Genomic DNA, 17283 nt, shown 5'->3' with positions numbered 1-17283 from the left:
AAAGGATTCTTGGTGCACTAAATGCGTGCAACACAGTTTCGCCACTTGATGGCACTTAGAAAGCGACAGTTTGACTGTCGCTTTTTTTATGCCGTTTTTTCTCGGCAACCACCAATCTGAAGAGGGATTACTACACTGATGCCTTTCGATGGGTTCTTAAACAAAGTTTTTTAACAAAAACTGCTGAAAAAGTATTCAGTGCCTCTCCAATCTGAGTCCACTTTCTGGTATGTTTCGCATCCCTGTTTGAGGAAGTCAGCATGCATACCTGTCCTTTATGCCACAATCAGCATACTCGTCACTATTTTGAAGATAAGCATCGCGAATATCTTCAATGTGAGCAGTGCTACTTGGTATTCGTTAATCCAGACCAACGTTTGGATGCGGAAACTGAAAAAGCTCACTATGATTTGCATGAGAACAACCCAGAAGATATGGGCTATCGACGTTTTTTGTCGCGTATTGCTGACCCAATCACAGAGCGAATTTCACCACAATCGAACGGAATCGACTTTGGTTGTGGTCCGGGCCCGACGCTTTCCTTAATGCTAGAAGAAGCAGGGCACAACATGGCGTTGTACGATATTTACTATCACCCAGATACTGCGGTGCTAGAAAAGCAGTATGACTTCATGACAGCGACAGAGGTGATAGAGCACCTCTACCATCCCGATGTGGTGTGGAAGCAATGGTTGAATTTAGTTAAGCCAGGGGGCTGGATTGGCCTGATGACGAAAATGGTCATCGACGTGGAGGCTTTTAAATCATGGCACTATAAGAATGACCCAACTCACGTGGTGCTCTTTAGCCGTGATACCTTCCAGTTCCTTGCTGAGCGGGATAAGCTCGAACTCGAATTTATTGGTAATGATGTAATTTTACTGAGGAAGACCCAGTAATGAGCCGTAAAAAGAAATCTAGAAAGCCGGGTGCCGCTGGCGCACCTGAGTTTGTTGTAACTCGTAACCGTACCGAATCTGACGTTGAAGGCCGTCTACGCAAGCGCGCGAAAAAGCGTAAAGGCTTGAAGACAGGTAGCCGCAACTCAGAAGTTAACGAACAGAAAAAGCAATCTTCTGCGCAAAATCGTGACCCACGTTTAGGCAGCAAGAAGAAGATCCCTCTGATTGTTGAACCAGTGAAGAAGATGACGAAGCAAGAGCGTCGTCTATCTGCGGAACAAGAGCTAGAAATGCTAGAAAATGACGCGCAATTGAACGTGTTGTTGGATCGCATTGAAGCGGGTGAAAACCTAGGTACAGGTCTACAAAAATACGTGGATGAGAAGCTTGATCGTATTGAAAAGCTAATGGACCAACTTGGTCTGCTAGAACCTGAAGAAGAGGAAGATTTTACCGTTTCTTCTGCGAAAGGTTCTCGTAATGACGATGATTTATTAGCGGATTTCGACGATATTAACTTCGAAGACTACAAAGGATAATTAAGCCATGAATGTAACCTTATTAGCTATTGCGGGTGCAGTGATCATTATCGCGCTGGCTTCTTATGCAGGTTACCTTCTGCTTCAATTGAAAAAGCAAAAGGAATTGCAGCTGAAGCATCAAAAGTTGGCGATTGATAAACGTAATGCCAACATTTTTGAGAATGTGCATACCTTGTGTCAGGCAGGCATTCAAGGCCAGTGCGATTTGTCGGAAATCAGTATTCGCGTGTACTGCATCATGGATTATGTTCAAGGTGAGAATCGTGTGAACTTCGACGAAGTGTACCCTGCAATTTCCGAGCTTTACCATATCGTTAAAGATATGGCGCGCGGTGAAGAGCGTCAGCAACTTGCCAAGAAAGAACGTATGCAACAGAACCTGACGCGTCAGAAAGCGGAAAGCCGCTTAACAGATGCGATCATCGAGGAACTCAAAGTGTTGCAGAAAAACGTCCAGCCACTAAATAATCAAATCAATATTCAGATGCTTTAACGATAATCCCCATTGGTTTGTTTTATGACCATTGGGGCTATCGTGATCACGCTAGCACTTCTTTGGATTTATAATTAAAAAGCCATCAGGTGTTGCCACGGTTGCCATCGTCGTATGGCAAAATAGCGATTCTGAATATCGGGTGACGGCTTTCGTTGCCCTAGCATTTAACGGAAAGTACCACCATGTCGAATCAACACACTGAATCGAAACAGCAAATCGTCTGGGATCAAGCGGTATTGGATAAGTACAACTATTCCGGTCCTCGCTACACGTCGTACCCAACGGCGCTGGAGTTTCATGAAGCGTTTACCATCTCAGACTATGATATGGCATGCACTCAGTACCCAGAGCGTCCGTTATCGCTGTACGTACACATTCCGTTTTGCCATAAGCTTTGCTACTACTGTGGTTGTAATAAAGTCATTACACGCCACTCGCACAAAGCGGATGAATACCTCGACGTGCTTGAACACGAAATTCGTCAACGCGCTGCATTGCTCGTTGGTCGTACCGTGACGCAATTGCATTTTGGTGGTGGTACACCGACGTTTCTATCTGAAAAGCAAATCACTCGCGTGATGAACTTGCTACGCCAAGAATTTACATTCAGTGATGACGCAGAAATCAGCATTGAAGTAGACCCGCGTGAAATTCAGATCACCATGTTGTATCACCTTCGTAGTGAAGGCTTCAACCGCTTGAGCATCGGTGTTCAGGACTTCAACAAAGAAGTGCAAAAACTGGTTAACCGTGAGCAAGATGAAGAATTCATCTTTGCGATGGTGGCACGAGCGAAAGAGTTGGGTTTCCGTTCGACCAACCTCGATTTGATCTACGGTTTGCCGAAGCAGACCAAAACATCTTTTGCGAAGACGTTAGAACAAGTGCTGGAAATGCAGCCGGGTCGTCTGTCGGTCTTTAACTACGCACACATGCCGCAATTGTTTGCTGCGCAGCGTAAGATTAAAGACGAAGATTTGCCAAAAGCAGAAGAGAAAATGGCAATTCTCCAAGACACGATCGCAACTTTGACGGGTGCTGGCTACCAGTTTATCGGCATGGACCATTTTGCGATGCCTGACGACGAACTCGCCGTTGCGCAGCGTGAAGGAGTGTTGCATCGCAATTTCCAAGGTTACACCACTCAAGGAGAGTGTGACTTGGTGGGTTTTGGTGTTTCTGCCATTTCAATGATTGGTGATGCGTACGCGCAAAACCAAAAAGAGCTCAAGAAGTACTACGCTCAAGTAAATGACCTTCGCCACGCATTGTGGAAAGGTGTCTCACTCGATTCGGATGACTTGCTCCGTCGAGAAGTCATTAAGCAGCTGATTTGTAACTTTAAGCTTGATAAAAAAGCGATCGAATCTGAATTCAGAGTGAAATTTGAACAGTACTTCAAAGAAGACCTGCAATTGCTGCAAACGTTCATCAATGATGAGTTGGTGGAAGTGGATGACAATGAAATTCGAGTAACACTGCGTGGTCGCCTGCTTATTCGTAACATATGTATGAGCTTCGATAAATATCTGCGAGCAAAAGCGCGTCAGCAGCAATTTTCTCGCGTTATTTGATCATCGCTTGCCGATTCCAAATACAAAAAATGCCAGCAAATGCTGGCATTTTTTATAATTTTTGCGCTGATTAAACGCGATCTTTAACTTTTTCTTTCAGTTCTGCTTTTTCTGCATCAGAAATGAAAGCAAGCTCAAGGCCATTGATTTGCGCTTGGCGAATCTGCTCTTGGCTCAGGCCGGCTGCTGGCGCCGCCACTTCGTATTCGTACGGAAGCTCAATACCTTCTACCGCTGGGTCATCCGTATTTAGACACGCTAGAACGCCGTGGTCTAGGAACTGTTTCAGTGGGTGATTTGCTAGAGAATCGACCGTACTGGTTTGGAAGTTCGACGTCAGGCACGATTCGATACCGATACGGTTTTCCGCTAGGTAATCCATCAGTTTTGGATCGTGAATCGCTTTCACACCGTGGCCGATACGCGTTGCACCAAGCTCTTGAATGGCTTGCCACATGCTTTCAGCGCCCGCCGCTTCACCAGCGTGAACTGTCACGTTTAGGCCTGCATCACGCACTTGTTTGAAGTGAGAGACAAAGCGATCGCCTGGTTGGCCAAGCTCATCACCTGCAAGGTCTACTGCTACGATGTGGTCTTTCTGGCTTAGAATGGCATCCAGTTCTTGCTGACATGCATCTGTGCCAAATGTGCGGCTCATGATACCGATAAGGTTCGCTTTGATGCCAAAGTCTCGCATGCCTGCTTGTACGCCATCGACAACCGCTTCAACTACGCCAGCGACTGGCAGTTTGTGTTTCATCGCCATGTAGTATGGTGAGAAACGCAGTTCGGCGTAATCAATTTGTGCGTTTAGCGCATCTTCAACGTTTTCATAAGCAACGCGACGACAAGCGTCAAGATCGCCCAGTACTGCTACGCCCCAGTCAAGCTTGGAAAGGAAAGCAACAAGAGATGGTTCCGCTTCGACAATTTGAACGTGTGGAGTGAGAGACTCAATATCGTACGCTGGCAGAGCAATGCCAAATTTTTGGCCAAGCTCAAGGATAGTCTTAGTACGAATGTTACCGTCAAGGTGGCGGTGCAAATCAGTTAGAGGAAGATTCTTAGTTATCATTATGTCGATCCGGATAGTTATGAACTGGAACAGGGCCCAAACATTATCTGTGACAATACATGGGTAAGATTTGCAGTTAAGTATAAATAACAGTTAGGTAGATTGTCAGTAGAGGATGACTAGGAATTCAACGATTCTCGCTCTTTTCTACTTCATGTTAACCAAATGTGTTGGCCATTCATCCAGAGGAATTGGGCGACTGTAATAGAAACCTTGGACTTGATGGCAGCCCAGAGAACGCAACAGTTGCGCTTGCGTGCTGTCTTCTACACCTTCTGCCACGACATTGGTTTTTAATCCTGCGGTGATATTGATCACTGCGGCTACTACTGAGCTGTCGAGGTTCTCTTTGGTGAGCTGATTGATGAACGTGCGATCGATCTTCAAGCAAGTGAACGGCAGTGAATGCAGATAACCAAGAGAAGAGTAACCCGTACCAAAATCATCAATGGCGATGCCAATGCCCATATCACGCAACTTCGTCATGTTTTCCAGAGTCGTTGGTGCGCTATCAATAATGCGCGACTCGGTGATCTCTAACGTGAGGTTTTTGGCGGGCAGCTTGGTGACATCCAGCACTCGTGTCACGGTGTCGACAAACGCCGGACAGGAGAGCTGATTGACCGAGATGTTCACGTGCAATTGGAAGTCTGACGGCCACTGTTTGTTCTCGATGGCTTTGTATGTGTCTCGGCACGCTTGCAGCAAGATTTGTTGGCCAATGGCTTTGATCATGCCGCTTTCTTCCGCGATTGGGATGAAATCTAATGGTGAAATCATACCGCTTTCGCTATTCCAGCGAGCTAGAGCTTCGGCGCCACATACGTTACCACTCGCGAGATCGATGAGCGGCTGATAATGAGGCACAAATTCGCGCTTGTCGATGCCCGTTTGCATCTTCGTGAGCAGTTGAGTACGAAACTTCGATGCGCTCGCGAGTTCTGGGCTGTAGTAACAAATGCCCGTCAGTGGATCTTGCTTCGCGTAGCTCAGAGCAATGCTGGCATTGCGTAGCCAAAGCGGCATGTTCTCACCATGCTTGGTTTGCACAATCCCTAGTGAGATCTTCATCACCACGCTTTCACCTTCAACCATAAATGGTGCTGCGAACAGTTGTTGTAGGCGACGTTCTGTTAAACGGATGTCTTCGTCTTTATCCATATCTGGCATAAACAGAGCGAACTCATCGCCACCAATTCGGGCCAGCATGGTGTTGTCTGGGAATTGTTGCTTCAGCCTTTCTGCGATGCTAACCAACAGCTGATCACCATTGTGGTGTCCCACGCTGTCGTTGATATCTCTAAATTTGTTGATCCCCAATAAGAACAAACTACCGTGACACAAATTGGGTTTGTTTTCGCAGATTTCGATTAATCCTTGGCGGCTGTAGAGTCGAGTTAATGAGTCATACACCAGCTGATCGCGCAGCGCCTTAAATGAGGCTTTGAGGTTGCTGGCCATTTCATTAAAGGCTTTTGCGAGCACGGTCGTTTCGTACACACGGCCAGGTTGGGGCATTGAGCTATCCCAATCGCCATTTGCTAGGTGTTGAGCTGCATCGGCAGTGGCGTTGATTGGTCGAGTAACGCGTTCAAAGATAACCCAACTAAAGCCGATGCCAAACAAGCTGACGACGATACCAACAATCCAGCTTTTCTCTTGGCTTTTCGGTAAGAGGCCAAGCAAATCAGATTCCGAGATAGAAGTGCCGATGAACCAAGTTAGACCGTTTGGATCATAGTAGGGCGTGATGCGGCTAAAAATACGTTGGCCGCTGTGGTCAAACTCAAACGTGTACGGTTGGTCTGTATGGTACAAGTCAAAGCCACGCACGCGGGAGGCGCTGATTTTGATGATCGGGTCTGCGCTTTCAGAGGCGAACAAGCGTTGGCCTTTATCCGAAAACTTCGTGCCCCAAGACACCACGCTGCCTGGGCCAGAATGTGCCACTAATCGGTGTTCTTGGTCCATGATAAAGACCGATGCTTTGGTGTTCTTCTTGATGACGCGTAGAAACTCATTGAAGGTATTGATACGAATGTCTGTCACCAATACGCCCGCAAATTCTTGGTGTTCGTACACCGGTGTCATAGCAGATAAGGTGATGTCTTGGCGTTCATCCGCATTGGTGTAGATTTTTGACCACATCGGTTTTTCGTCTTTGGCGACGGGTTTATACCAAGGACGAGTTCTTGGGTCGTAAGGCGTGATGACAGTACGAATATCATTACTGACATGATCTGTGCCGTAGATGATTAACTTACCATCTGTGTATTTATCTTGAACCATCAAGGTGTAATCGTCGGAGATCTCGCGACGAAAACCCGCGAAATCGCCAGTTTCCGAACCAAAAGCAATCACGTCCAGCTGCGGAATAGAACGGTATAGGTTCTGAAACGCGCTCAATAAGTAGGCTTGGACATCTCGCGTATCATGGGGATGGTACAGGTTGTGATAACTCACGTTGTGAGCAAGCGTCATCACCGCCGTAAACGGTTTTCGCAGATAACTATTGAGGTGGTCGTAGACACTTTCGGTCAACACCGACAGCTGTTTATCGCTGATGTCGGTCACCACCTCTTCATAGCTTTGTTTTTGGACGTAGACAATCACACCGATAGCCAGTAAGAAAATCATCACAAAAGGGATGAGTACAGCAGTACGTAGTGTAATTTGAGTCTTTGCAGTAGACATTGCCTAGTCACATTAGGGATGGTTCACCTTAATTGTACTGACATTTTTGTTAATATCGAGCGATAAGCACTCTCATTGTTAACTCACTGCTTAAGTGACGGTCAGTACAACTCTTTTAACTTTCTGGTTAGCGTATTGCGTCCCCAGCCTAATACTTTAGCGGCATCTTGCTTGTGACCTTTAGTGTGCTCCAATGCAGCTTCTAATAAAATGCGCTCAAATTCTGGTAATGCGAAAGAAAGTAGTTCTTTATCCCCCGCAGCGAGCGATTGGCGTGCCCAGTCCGCCAATTGTTCTTGCCAGCTACCTTTGGTTGAATCCGAAACGGTCTTCTTCTCTTCCAAAAGCTCTGAAGGCAAATCGTTCGGTAATACTTCACTGCCACTCGCCATCACGGTTAACCAGCGACAAATGTTTTCTAGCTGACGTACGTTGCCCGGCCAATTGAGTCGATTGAGAATTTCGACCGTCGACGGGTGTAAGGTTTTGGTTTCCACTCCAAGCTCATCTGCGGCGCGTACCAGAAAGTGTTGTGTGAGCTTTTCAATGTCTTGTTTGCGTTCACGAAGCGCAGGAATTTGTACGCGAATGACGTTCAAGCGGTGGAACAAGTCTTCACGAAAATCGCCTTGGTGTACCAGCTTTTCGAGGTTTTGGTGCGTGGCGGCGACAATACGTACATCGACACGAATCGGAGAGTGACCACCAACACGGTAGAACTGACCATCCGCCAACACGCGCAGCAAACGTGTCTGGATATCCAGCGGCATGTCACCGATTTCGTCCAAAAAGAGCGTGCCTCCGTTGGCTTGCTCGAAGCGGCCTTGACGAACACTGTTCGCGCCCGTAAATGCGCCTTTTTCGTGACCGAACAACTCAGACTCAATCAAGTCTTTTGGAATCGCGGCCATATTGAGAGCGATAAAAGGTTTGTTGGCGCGAGGGCTATGGCGGTGAAGGGCATGAGCAACCAGCTCTTTACCCGTACCGGACTCCCCGTTGATCAGAACGGAAATCGACGAGCGAGAAAGGCGGCCAATAGCGCGGAACACTTCCTGCATTGCTGGCGCTTCACCGATGATCTCTGGCGTGTCGGCCGGGACATCTTCTGAAGACAATTGCTCGCGTTTGTTTTCATGGCTGTGGGCAATCGCACGTTCGACCAGCGTTAAGGTTTCATCGATATCAAACGGTTTTGGCAGATACTCGAAAGCGCCTTTTTGATAGGCATTAACGGCGGCATCTAAGTCGGAATGCGCGGTCATGATGATCACCGGCAAATCAGGGTAATCACGTTGCACTTGCTTGAGCAGTTCTAATCCGTCGATACCGGGCATGCGAATATCAGACACCAGTACGTCTGGCACTTCGCGCTCAAGCGCCATCAAAACGCTTTCCCCATCGGCATAGGTTTCGCATTTTATGTTGGCTGAGGAGAGCGTTTTCTCCATAACCCAGCGAATTGAACTGTCGTCATCGACGACCCAAACATATCCTTTACTCATGTACTAATCCTTGCAGCAAAAACCGTAAATTGGCGCTCAACGAAATCCATTCGTGAGGTCAAATCGGCAAATAAATTGTAAAAGTGGTGTGGCCAGGCCAGCTTTCAACGTCGATTTTTCCGTTGTGCTGGTCGATCAGGTTTTGTGAAATAGACAACCCAAGTCCGGTGCCGCCTTCGCGCCCGCTGACCATGGGATAAAACAAGGTGTCCTGTAATTCTGGTGGAATGCCCGGCCCGTTATCAGTGATCTCGACGCGCGCCGCTAATTTGCAGCGTTTGCCATGAATGTTGGCTTGATGCACCGTTCTGGTGCGAATGGTGATGTTGCCGTGCTCTTGATGAGCAAGAATTTGTGCCGCGTTGCTGACGATGTTCAGCATCGCTTGTTCTATTTGATCCGCATCCATCAAAATCTCGGGCAAGCTCGGGTCGTAGTCGCGTTCGATGATGATCGAGTTTTGAGATTCTAACTCGACCAATTGGCGTACTTTCTCCAGAATTTGGTGCAGATTTTCTTGTGTCTTTTTGCCCGGTTTCTGTGGGCCAAGTAGGCGATCGACTAACGCTCTTAGTCGATCGGCTTGTTCGATAATGATGTGGGTGTATTCGGTTAACGATGGATCGGGCAACATTTTTTCCAGCAGCTGCGCCGCACCGCGTAATCCGCCAAGTGGATTTTTGATCTCATGAGCTAAACCGCGCACGAGCAGTTTGGCGGCTTGTTGCTGGGCGTGCTGGTTGAGCTCTTGAGTGAGGCGTCGTTGTTGATCTATCTTACGCATTTCAACCAACAGCATGAGTTGTCGTTGCCAAGTGATTGGACTTACCGTGACTTCCAGCATTAGCGGACGACCATCGACGACAAACGTCACGTCACTGTCGGTAATGCTTTGGCCGCTTTGCAGTGGCTGAGTTAGTAAGGCTAAGTCCAACGATGCATGCTGAATCAGTTGAGAAAGCGATTGTTCGACAATGCGTTTGGCGCTTTGCGAAAACAACAGCTCAGCGGCTGGATTGGCATAGCGGATGGCCAATCCATCATCAAGAATCAGCGTTGCTGTGACCATGTTGTTGAGTATGGCACTAGGGAGACTGGTATCCACATTACGTCCTTGTTTGCGTTGAGATTGTGCGATGCACAATAATGGTGCAATAGAACGTTAAGTATGGCGAAGAAAGCTCAGAAGAAAAAGTAAAAAGCCTCATTGTGATGCGACTTTTTTACTCCGATTTTCTATTTTGCCCCTTTTACGGTCGGCTTAACGCTTGCTCTATGTAAATGCACCGTTATAGGGCTAGTAGATGCAATAAGCTTGCCGCTTCGTTTAGCATGAACCGCGATAGTATGTGTGCCGCGATCGATGTTGTTTAATTGCCAAGTGAGCTGCGTTTGAGGTGCGCCATAAGGTTTCCCATCGAAGAACAGTTGCAGTTGTTCACCAATGCCAAGCTTACGATTGGCTTCCAGCTGGATATTGATCAAGCCACGATTACTACGAATGGTTTCATTGTGTTGAGGTGTGAGCATCGCCAGCTGCAAAGGTTGAGGCTTATCCGATTTCTTTTCTAGATCTTCTTCTGGCTCGGGGGCTGTTTTGGCTTGTGGCGCAAGTGATTCAGTGCTCTCGACTTCTGGTGCTGGTGCACTGGCTTCAAGATTGGGCAATGCGATGGTCTTCGCGCCTTGGTTTGGGGTGTCACTGAAGTGCACTACGCCGTTTTCGTCTACCCAAGTGTAAGCGATCTGAGCCGAGGCTACAGAGGCCAGTAGTGTGCCGCTGAGTACACATAGCGATGGAATAAGCTGAACTTTCATGGCTCACCTTCTTTTGATCGATGATTTCACGTTTCAATGGCTTAGACCTTTGACCTACAAGGTAAAAATAGCCCAAGCGTATTTTTATTATCTCCTCATGTTAAACGGCGAATCTTGACTGACGAATACAAAAAAGGCCCGCCTGCGAGGCGAGCCTAATATTTTGTTACTGTGTTTACATTTTACACAGTTTGAACCTTATACAGAGTAGTAAAGTTCGAACTCAAGTGGGTGAGTTGCCATGTTGATGCGCTCAACGTCTTTTGACTTAAGTGCGATGTAAGAATCGATAAAGTCGTCAGAGAATACGCCGCCCGCTGTTAAGAACTCACGGTCTTCGTTTAGTGCATTTAGAGCCACTTCTAGAGACTCAGCCACTTTAGGAATCTCAGCTGCTTCTTCTGCTGGTAGATCGTAAAGGTCTTTGTCCATCGCTTCGCCTGGGTGGATCTTGTTCTTGATACCGTCAAGACCAGCCATCAGTAGACAAGCAAACGCTAGGTATGGGTTTGCTGCTGGATCTGGGAAGCGAGCTTCGATACGACGTGCTTTCGGGCTTGGTACCACTGGGATACGGATAGAAGCTGAACGGTTACGTGCAGAGTAAGCAAGCATAACTGGTGCTTCAAATCCAGGTACAAGACGCTTGTACGAGTTTGTTGATGGGTTAGCAAACGCGTTGATTGCACGAGCGTGTTTGATGATACCGCCGATGTAGTAAAGCGCTGTTTCAGATAGACCGCCGTACTTGTCGCCAGCAAACAGGTTAACGCCGTCTTTTGCTAGAGATTGGTGAACGTGCATGCCAGAGCCGTTGTCGCCAACGAGTGGTTTAGGCATGAATGTCGCTGTTTTACCAAATGCGTGAGCAACGTTATGTACTACGTATTTGTAAATTTGGATTTCGTCAGCTTTCGTTGTTAGCGTATTAAAACGAGTTGCGATTTCGTTTTGACCCGCAGTCGCCACTTCGTGGTGGTGCGCTTCAACAACTAGGCCCATTTCTTCCATGATTAGACACATTGCAGAGCGGATGTCTTGAGAAGAGTCAACAGGAGCTACTGGGAAGTAACCGCCTTTAACGCCTGGACGGTGACCTTTGTTACCGCCTTCGATGTCGCTGCCTGTGTTCCATGCTGCTTCGATGTCGTCAATCTTGAAGAAAGAACCTGACATGTCGTTAGAGAACTTCACGTCATCGAATAGGAAGAATTCTGGCTCAGGACCAACAAGCACTGTATCTGCGATACCTGTTGAGCGCATGTAGTCTTCAGCGCGTTTTGCGATAGAGCGTGGGTCACGGTCGTAACCTTGCATTGTTGCAGGTTCTAGGATGTCACAACGGATGTTTAGCGTTGCATCTTCCGTGAATGGGTCAAGCACAGCTGAAGATGCGTCTGGCATCATTACCATGTCTGACTCGTTGATGCCTTTCCAGCCAGCAACTGATGAACCATCGAACATTTTACCTTCTTCGAAGAAGTCTGCATCGATTTGGTGAGCAGGAATCGAAATGTGCTGCTCTTTACCTTTTGTATCAGTGAAGCGTAGGTCAACAAACTTTACTTCGTTTTCTTGGATCAGCGATAGAACGTTTTCTACTGACATCTTGGATAACCTCCAGTGTTAATAAGCGGTAAAAGCTCGATTTATGAAATATTCATGAACCCGGCATTGATTAATCTTTTTGACTTTTCATTAATCGATGCTGTGTTTACTAAAGCCAAAACCGTGCCAAAAAAAATATTCCATTAATTTCAATGAATTGTGTTTTTAGATGCTAGTTTGGTGCAAATGATTGCACCAAAATGATCTACGTCTGCACTAAAGTGGTGCGCATTAAGATTGTTGCACCACAATGTGACAGCAGCATTGCTTATTCAGCCCAGTTTTTGAGCAAGAGTCAATTTGTATTGTGCAACGATTAGAATAAAGTTGTGTTTTATCAATTCGTTCAGCGGAAGAAAGTGGGCATTAAGCGTAAAATTCACAGAAATGCTCGGGAGTAGATCACATATTTCTAGGCTTTTTGCTAAAATCTGGTACATTATGGCCGTTTTTTTAATCAGCAAATGTCACCAGAGAGCACCCGTTCTCAGCGTGGGGGCATTTCATCTATCTAAGTGAATCAATATCCATGGCTACTCCACAGATTGATAAATTAAGAAATATCGCGATTATCGCGCACGTTGACCACGGTAAAACAACGTTGGTTGACAAGCTGCTACAACAATCAGGCACGCTAGAGTCTCGCGGTGAAGCTGAAGAGCGAGTCATGGACTCGAACGACATCGAGAAAGAGCGCGGTATTACAATCCTTGCTAAAAACACAGCAATTAACTGGAACGATTACCGTATCAACATCGTAGATACTCCGGGACACGCGGACTTCGGTGGTGAAGTAGAACGTATCATGTCGATGGTAGACTCTGTACTACTTATCGTTGACGCGGTTGACGGCCCAATGCCACAAACGCGCTTCGTAACGCAAAAAGCATTTGCGCACGGTCTTAAGCCAATCGTTGTAATCAACAAGATTGACCGCCCAGGCGCTCGTCCTGATTGGGTTATGGACCAAGTGTTCGACCTATTCGACAACCTAGGTGCAACTGATGACCAGCTAGACTTTAAAGTGGTTTACGCATCAGCACTTAACGGTTGGGCTTCTCTAGAAGAAGGCGAAACTGGCGAGAACATGGAACCACTATTCCAAACTATCGTTGATGTTGTTGACGCACCAAATGTTGACCTTGATGGTCCACTACAGATGCAAGTTTCTCAGCTAGACTACAGCTCTTACGTTGGTGTTATCGGTGTTGCTCGTGTAACTCGTGGTAGCGTTAAAGCAAACCAACAAGTAACTATCATTGGTGCTGACGGTAAAACTCGTAACGGTAAAGTTGGCACAGTAATGGGCTACCTAGGCCTAGAGCGTCACGAAGTTGAGCAAGCTAACGCAGGTGATATCATTGCGATCACTGGTCTTGGCGAGCTAAAAATCTCTGACACTATCTGTGCACAAAACGCAGTAGAAGCACTACCTGCACTGTCTGTTGATGAACCAACAGTAACGATGACGTTCCAAGTAAACACGTCTCCATTCGCTGGTAAAGAAGGTAAGTTTGTAACTTCACGTAACATCCTTGAGCGTCTAGAGAAAGAACTGGTACACAACGTTGCACTACGCGTTGAGCAAACAGACGATCCAGACAAATTCCGCGTTTCAGGCCGTGGTGAACTTCACCTATCTATCCTGATCGAAAACATGCGTCGTGAAGGCTTCGAGCTTGCAGTATCTCGTCCAGAAGTAATCATCAAAGAAGAAGATGGTCAGCTAATGGAACCGTTCGAAACCGTAACTATCGACGTTATGGAAGAGCACCAAGGCGGTATCATGGAGAACATCGGCCTACGTAAAGGTGAGCTAAAAGATATGGCTCCAGACGGCAAAGGCCGTGTACGTATGGACTTCATCATGCCATCTCGTGGTCTGATCGGTTTCCAAACGGAATTCATGACGCTAACTTCTGGTTCTGGCCTTCTTTACCATACGTTCGATCATTACGGCCCTCACAAAGGCGGTAACATTGGTCAACGTGTTAACGGTGTACTTATCGCGAACGCAGCTGGTAAAGCACTAACGAACGCACTGTTCAACCTTCAAGAGCGTGGTCGTCTATTCATCGGTCACGGTGTAGAAGTTTACGAAGGCATGGTTATCGGTATTCACAGCCGCGACAATGACCTAACAGTAAACGCACTGAAAGGTAAGCAGCTAACCAACGTTCGTGCATCTGGTACAGATGACGCACAGGTTCTTACTCCGCCAATCGTTATGACTCTAGAACAAGCTCTAGAATTCATCGATGACGACGAACTAGTAGAAGTAACACCTGAAAGCATCCGTATCCGTAAGAAATTCCTAACGGAAAGCGACCGTAAGCGTGCTTCACGTTCAGCAAAATAATTTGCTGTAGCGGATTAGCTTAAATACAAGCCCCGAGTTAAGCTCGGGGCTTGTTGTTTTTAGGGAGATAACATGAAGCCGATTGTGATTACTGGTGGTCCAGGAGCGGGCAAAACAACGTTACTCAACGCGTTAGGCAAACAAGGCTACGCCACGTTTGCTGAAGGCTCACGCTCGTTGATAGAGCAGCAAAGTGCGTTGGACAATGGCATTTTGCCGTGGACCAATCTGCCTGAGTTTGCCAAATTGTGTCTTAACCTAATGAGTGAGCAAAAGCGTGAAGCGTTGAATACTAACGTGGCTTTTGTAGATCGCGCGATTCCAGATATTGTTGCTTATCTGCAAGTCGGTGGTTGTCACGTTGACCAAGCTTTCTTAACTGAAAGTGCTGGGTACCATAGTCAGGTGCTTACTTGTCGACCTGAAGCGTCCATTTACGTACAAGATGAAGTGCGTCCGCACAGCTTTGAAGAAGCGCTGAAAATCCATCAAACCCTAATCAATACTTATGTTGAGCTCGGATATCAAGTGGTGGAAGTGCCATGGGGCAGTGTCGAAGATCGCGTAGGCTTTGTTCGAAGAGTAATAGGCTTAGTCGGCGAGGTAGCAGACTAAAACCTCCTCGCGAGGAGGAGGCCTGAATGATTTACTTTTGATTAAGCTTTTGCAGGAACTTATCCGATTCAGCGATCGCTTCGTTCATTTGTTTGATGGCAAATTGAATGTCTTTCTCTAAGCTAGAGAACTCTCCTTGCAAAGAACCAATCGCACTCGCGTTGAGGTTGTGTTTTAGGTACAGCGTGTTGTCACGCAGTGTGTTCAGCACTGGCGTCATCTTTTTCTCTGCGCGCTTCATTGCGCTGAGCATGGTTTTGTAAGAGGCTTTGGTTTCACGCAGTTTTTGTTCGCTTGAGCGGCGCAGTTTCGCACTGGTGTACAAGTCTAACTCGCCTTGCCATTCTTCAAACAGGGCATCAGAGACATCTTCGATTGCAGCAATACGGTCACGCACATCTTGAGCGGCTTTTTCGCTGTCTTCGTATTTGTCATTGATGTTGTTGTAAACGCTTTCTAATTCACCACCGTCAAAATTGGTTAGTGCTGATAAGGCTTCAAGTGCGCTAGTGAATTCTTCTTGTGCTTCTTGTTGTGATTCTTTGGCATCTTCCACTCGGTCAACCATAATATCTCGTTTATGGTAGCCCACTTGCTCCATCGCAGAGTAATACGCAGATTGACACCCTGTTAAAGTGAAAATTGATAGTACAATTGCTAATAAATAAGGCATTCTTATGTCCTCGACGCTAATTATGGGATGAACTATGAACCAGTTATCAGAGAGTTACAAGGCGAGATTGAGCAATCTACTGCCAAGTTGCGTCGCGTTTTTTAAGTATCTTCTTAAGCGTTTGACGCATGATCGCGTTAATGTAAATGCTGGCTACCTTGCCTATATTACCTTGCTATCCATCGTGCCAATGTTAACGGTACTGTTATCAATATTGTCGAAGTTCCCTGTTTTCGCGAACGTTGGCGAAGTGTTGCAAGGCTACATCATCGAAAACTTTGTACCGGCATCTGGTGAGGCGGTGCACACTGCACTGCAAGAGTTTGTGGCGAACACTGGCAAAATGAGTGCCGTCGGTGGTGGTTTCTTGTTTATTGCTGCGCTGATGCTGATCTCCAACATCGATAAAAATCTAAACTACATCTGGCGAGTCAAAGACAAGCGCCGTTTGGTGTTCTCATTTTCGATGTATTGGATGGTATTAACGCTGGGGCCGATTTTAGTCGGCGCGAGTATTGCAGCAACGTCTTATGTCACGTCGTTACAAATCTTAGAAAATGAAACGCTGTCTGGCGCCTTCAATTTGTTCTTACGCTGGTTGCCGCTCTTGCTGTCATTTTTTGCATTTTTAGGTTTGTACATTCTGGTGCCAAACAAAAAAGTGCATTTAGCGCATGGTGCTGTAGGCACCGCCGTTGCGGCGATACTGTTTGAATTAAGTAAGAAAGGCTTTGCCCTCTATATCACTCAGTTCCCGTCTTACCAGCTGATTTATGGCGCTTTAGCCGCAATTCCTATCTTGTTTGTCTGGGTTTACTTGTGCTGGATGATCGTCTTGCTGGGGGCAGAAGTCACCGCAGCATTGGGTGAGCAAGAGCACTGGAGTGAAGATCTAGACATGATACACTCGTCGGCTGAATCTCAGTTAGCAAATGAAGGAAGCGAGAGTAGTGATAGCGCTAATTCAACGAGTCAGTGAAGCGGCCGTTCGTGTAGACGGTGAAGTGGTTGGGGAAATCAATACAGGTCTTCTTGTCCTACTTGGTGTTGAGAAGGACGACGATGAAGCCAAAGCAAAACGTTTGATGGAACGTGTGACCACCTACCGAGTCTTTGAAGACGACGAAGGAAAAATGAACCTCAACGTCAAACAAGTGAACGGTAAGGTTTTGGTGGTGTCTCAATTTACATTACCGGCAGATACCAAGAAAGGCACACGTGCAGGCTTTTCTCGTGGTGCGCATCCAGCCGACGCTGAACGTCTGTATGACTACTTTTCTGACTTGTGTGAGCAGGAATTGCCAACCGAGCGTGGTCGCTTCGCGGCCGATATGAAAGTGTCATTAATTAATGACGGCCCAGTGACTTTTTGGCTACAGGTCTAATCTGGCGTGGATACACCCATGGTCTAAGCTATATACC

At 46.8% G+C, this 17283-nt stretch carries 15 protein-coding genes; 8 read left to right on the top strand and 7 right to left on the bottom strand.

All coding sequences use genetic code 11. The features are described 5' to 3' along the window. Positions 1-260 precede the first annotated feature (260 nt). The 4 genes from ACF8EG_RS09650 (at position 261) to hemN (ending at position 3514) form a co-directional block, all read left to right on the top strand. Entirely contained in the window at positions 261-899 is a 639-nt protein-coding gene (locus tag ACF8EG_RS09650) for a class I SAM-dependent methyltransferase (RefSeq protein ID WP_069506346.1), read from the top strand. After that, complete coding sequence (gene yihI, locus ACF8EG_RS09645) at positions 899-1441, top strand: Der GTPase-activating protein YihI (protein WP_005496687.1); 543 nt, start codon at positions 899-901, stop codon at positions 1439-1441. Before ACF8EG_RS09650 ends, yihI begins: the two co-directional genes overlap by 1 nt. Positions 1442-1448: 7 nt before the next feature. Further along, positions 1449-1937 carry a DUF2489 domain-containing protein gene (locus ACF8EG_RS09640; RefSeq protein ID WP_031815815.1) on the top strand — a complete coding sequence of 163 codons (489 nt, stop codon included), beginning with the start codon at positions 1449-1451 and terminating at the stop codon, positions 1935-1937. A 185-nt stretch (positions 1938-2122) separates the two neighbouring features. Next, positions 2123-3514, top strand: a complete 1392-nt coding sequence (gene hemN, locus ACF8EG_RS09635; protein ID WP_031854867.1) for an oxygen-independent coproporphyrinogen III oxidase — start codon at positions 2123-2125, stop codon at positions 3512-3514. A 70-nt stretch (positions 3515-3584) separates the two neighbouring features. Here the strand turns inward: hemN and add are convergent, their stop codons facing one another. The 6 genes from add to glnA form a co-directional block, all read right to left on the bottom strand. Then, a complete protein-coding gene (add, locus tag ACF8EG_RS09630) occupies positions 3585-4589 on the bottom strand; it encodes an adenosine deaminase (RefSeq protein ID WP_015296070.1) in 1005 nt (334 codons plus the stop codon). 147 nt (positions 4590-4736) lie between these two features. After that, a complete protein-coding gene (locus tag ACF8EG_RS09625) occupies positions 4737-7283 on the bottom strand; it encodes an EAL domain-containing protein (RefSeq protein WP_069487968.1) in 2547 nt (848 codons plus the stop codon). A gap of 101 nt (positions 7284-7384) precedes the next feature. Next, positions 7385-8788: a nitrogen regulation protein NR(I) gene (gene glnG, locus ACF8EG_RS09620; RefSeq protein WP_031822008.1), complete on the bottom strand. Its 1404-nt coding sequence runs from the start codon at positions 8786-8788 to the stop codon at positions 7385-7387. A gap of 58 nt (positions 8789-8846) precedes the next feature. Then, positions 8847-9926 (bottom strand): nitrogen regulation protein NR(II), encoded by a 1080-nt coding sequence (glnL, locus tag ACF8EG_RS09615; protein WP_031776386.1) that lies wholly within the window; start codon positions 9924-9926, stop codon positions 8847-8849. A gap of 98 nt (positions 9927-10024) precedes the next feature. Beyond that, positions 10025-10606, bottom strand: a complete 582-nt coding sequence (locus ACF8EG_RS09610; RefSeq protein ID WP_069506348.1) for a DUF4124 domain-containing protein — start codon at positions 10604-10606, stop codon at positions 10025-10027. A gap of 198 nt (positions 10607-10804) precedes the next feature. After that, on the bottom strand, positions 10805-12214 hold the full coding sequence (gene glnA / locus ACF8EG_RS09605; protein WP_005456818.1) for a glutamate--ammonia ligase: 1410 nt from the start codon (positions 12212-12214) through the stop codon (positions 10805-10807). A 529-nt stretch (positions 12215-12743) separates the two neighbouring features. Between glnA and typA the strand changes: the two genes are divergently transcribed. Both typA and ACF8EG_RS09595 read left to right on the top strand, forming a co-directional pair. Further along, a complete protein-coding gene (gene typA / locus ACF8EG_RS09600) occupies positions 12744-14573 on the top strand; it encodes a translational GTPase TypA (RefSeq protein WP_005456840.1) in 1830 nt (609 codons plus the stop codon). A gap of 72 nt (positions 14574-14645) precedes the next feature. Next, entirely contained in the window at positions 14646-15188 is a 543-nt protein-coding gene (locus ACF8EG_RS09595) for an AAA family ATPase (RefSeq protein ID WP_023583838.1), read from the top strand. 31 nt (positions 15189-15219) lie between these two features. On the opposite strand, the gene ACF8EG_RS09590 is transcribed toward ACF8EG_RS09595, so the two are convergent. Beyond that, entirely contained in the window at positions 15220-15861 is a 642-nt protein-coding gene (locus tag ACF8EG_RS09590) for a DUF2959 domain-containing protein (protein WP_005456820.1), read from the bottom strand. 34 nt (positions 15862-15895) lie between these two features. On the opposite strand from ACF8EG_RS09590, the gene ACF8EG_RS09585 reads away from it, so the two are divergent. Both ACF8EG_RS09585 and dtd read left to right on the top strand, forming a co-directional pair. Next, positions 15896-16840, top strand: coding sequence for a virulence factor BrkB family protein (locus tag ACF8EG_RS09585; protein WP_392419415.1), 945 nt, complete (start codon positions 15896-15898; stop codon positions 16838-16840). Continuing rightward, on the top strand, positions 16812-17246 hold the full coding sequence (gene dtd / locus ACF8EG_RS09580) for a D-aminoacyl-tRNA deacylase (RefSeq protein WP_005456795.1): 435 nt from the start codon (positions 16812-16814) through the stop codon (positions 17244-17246). Before ACF8EG_RS09585 ends, dtd begins: the two co-directional genes overlap by 29 nt. Positions 17247-17283: the final 37 nt, after the last annotated feature.

Source organism: Vibrio sp. YQ_11, assembly GCF_043103065.1.
GTDB lineage: Bacteria > Pseudomonadota > Gammaproteobacteria > Enterobacterales > Vibrionaceae > Vibrio > Vibrio parahaemolyticus.
This window is presented reverse-complemented; position numbering and strand designations above follow the sequence as displayed.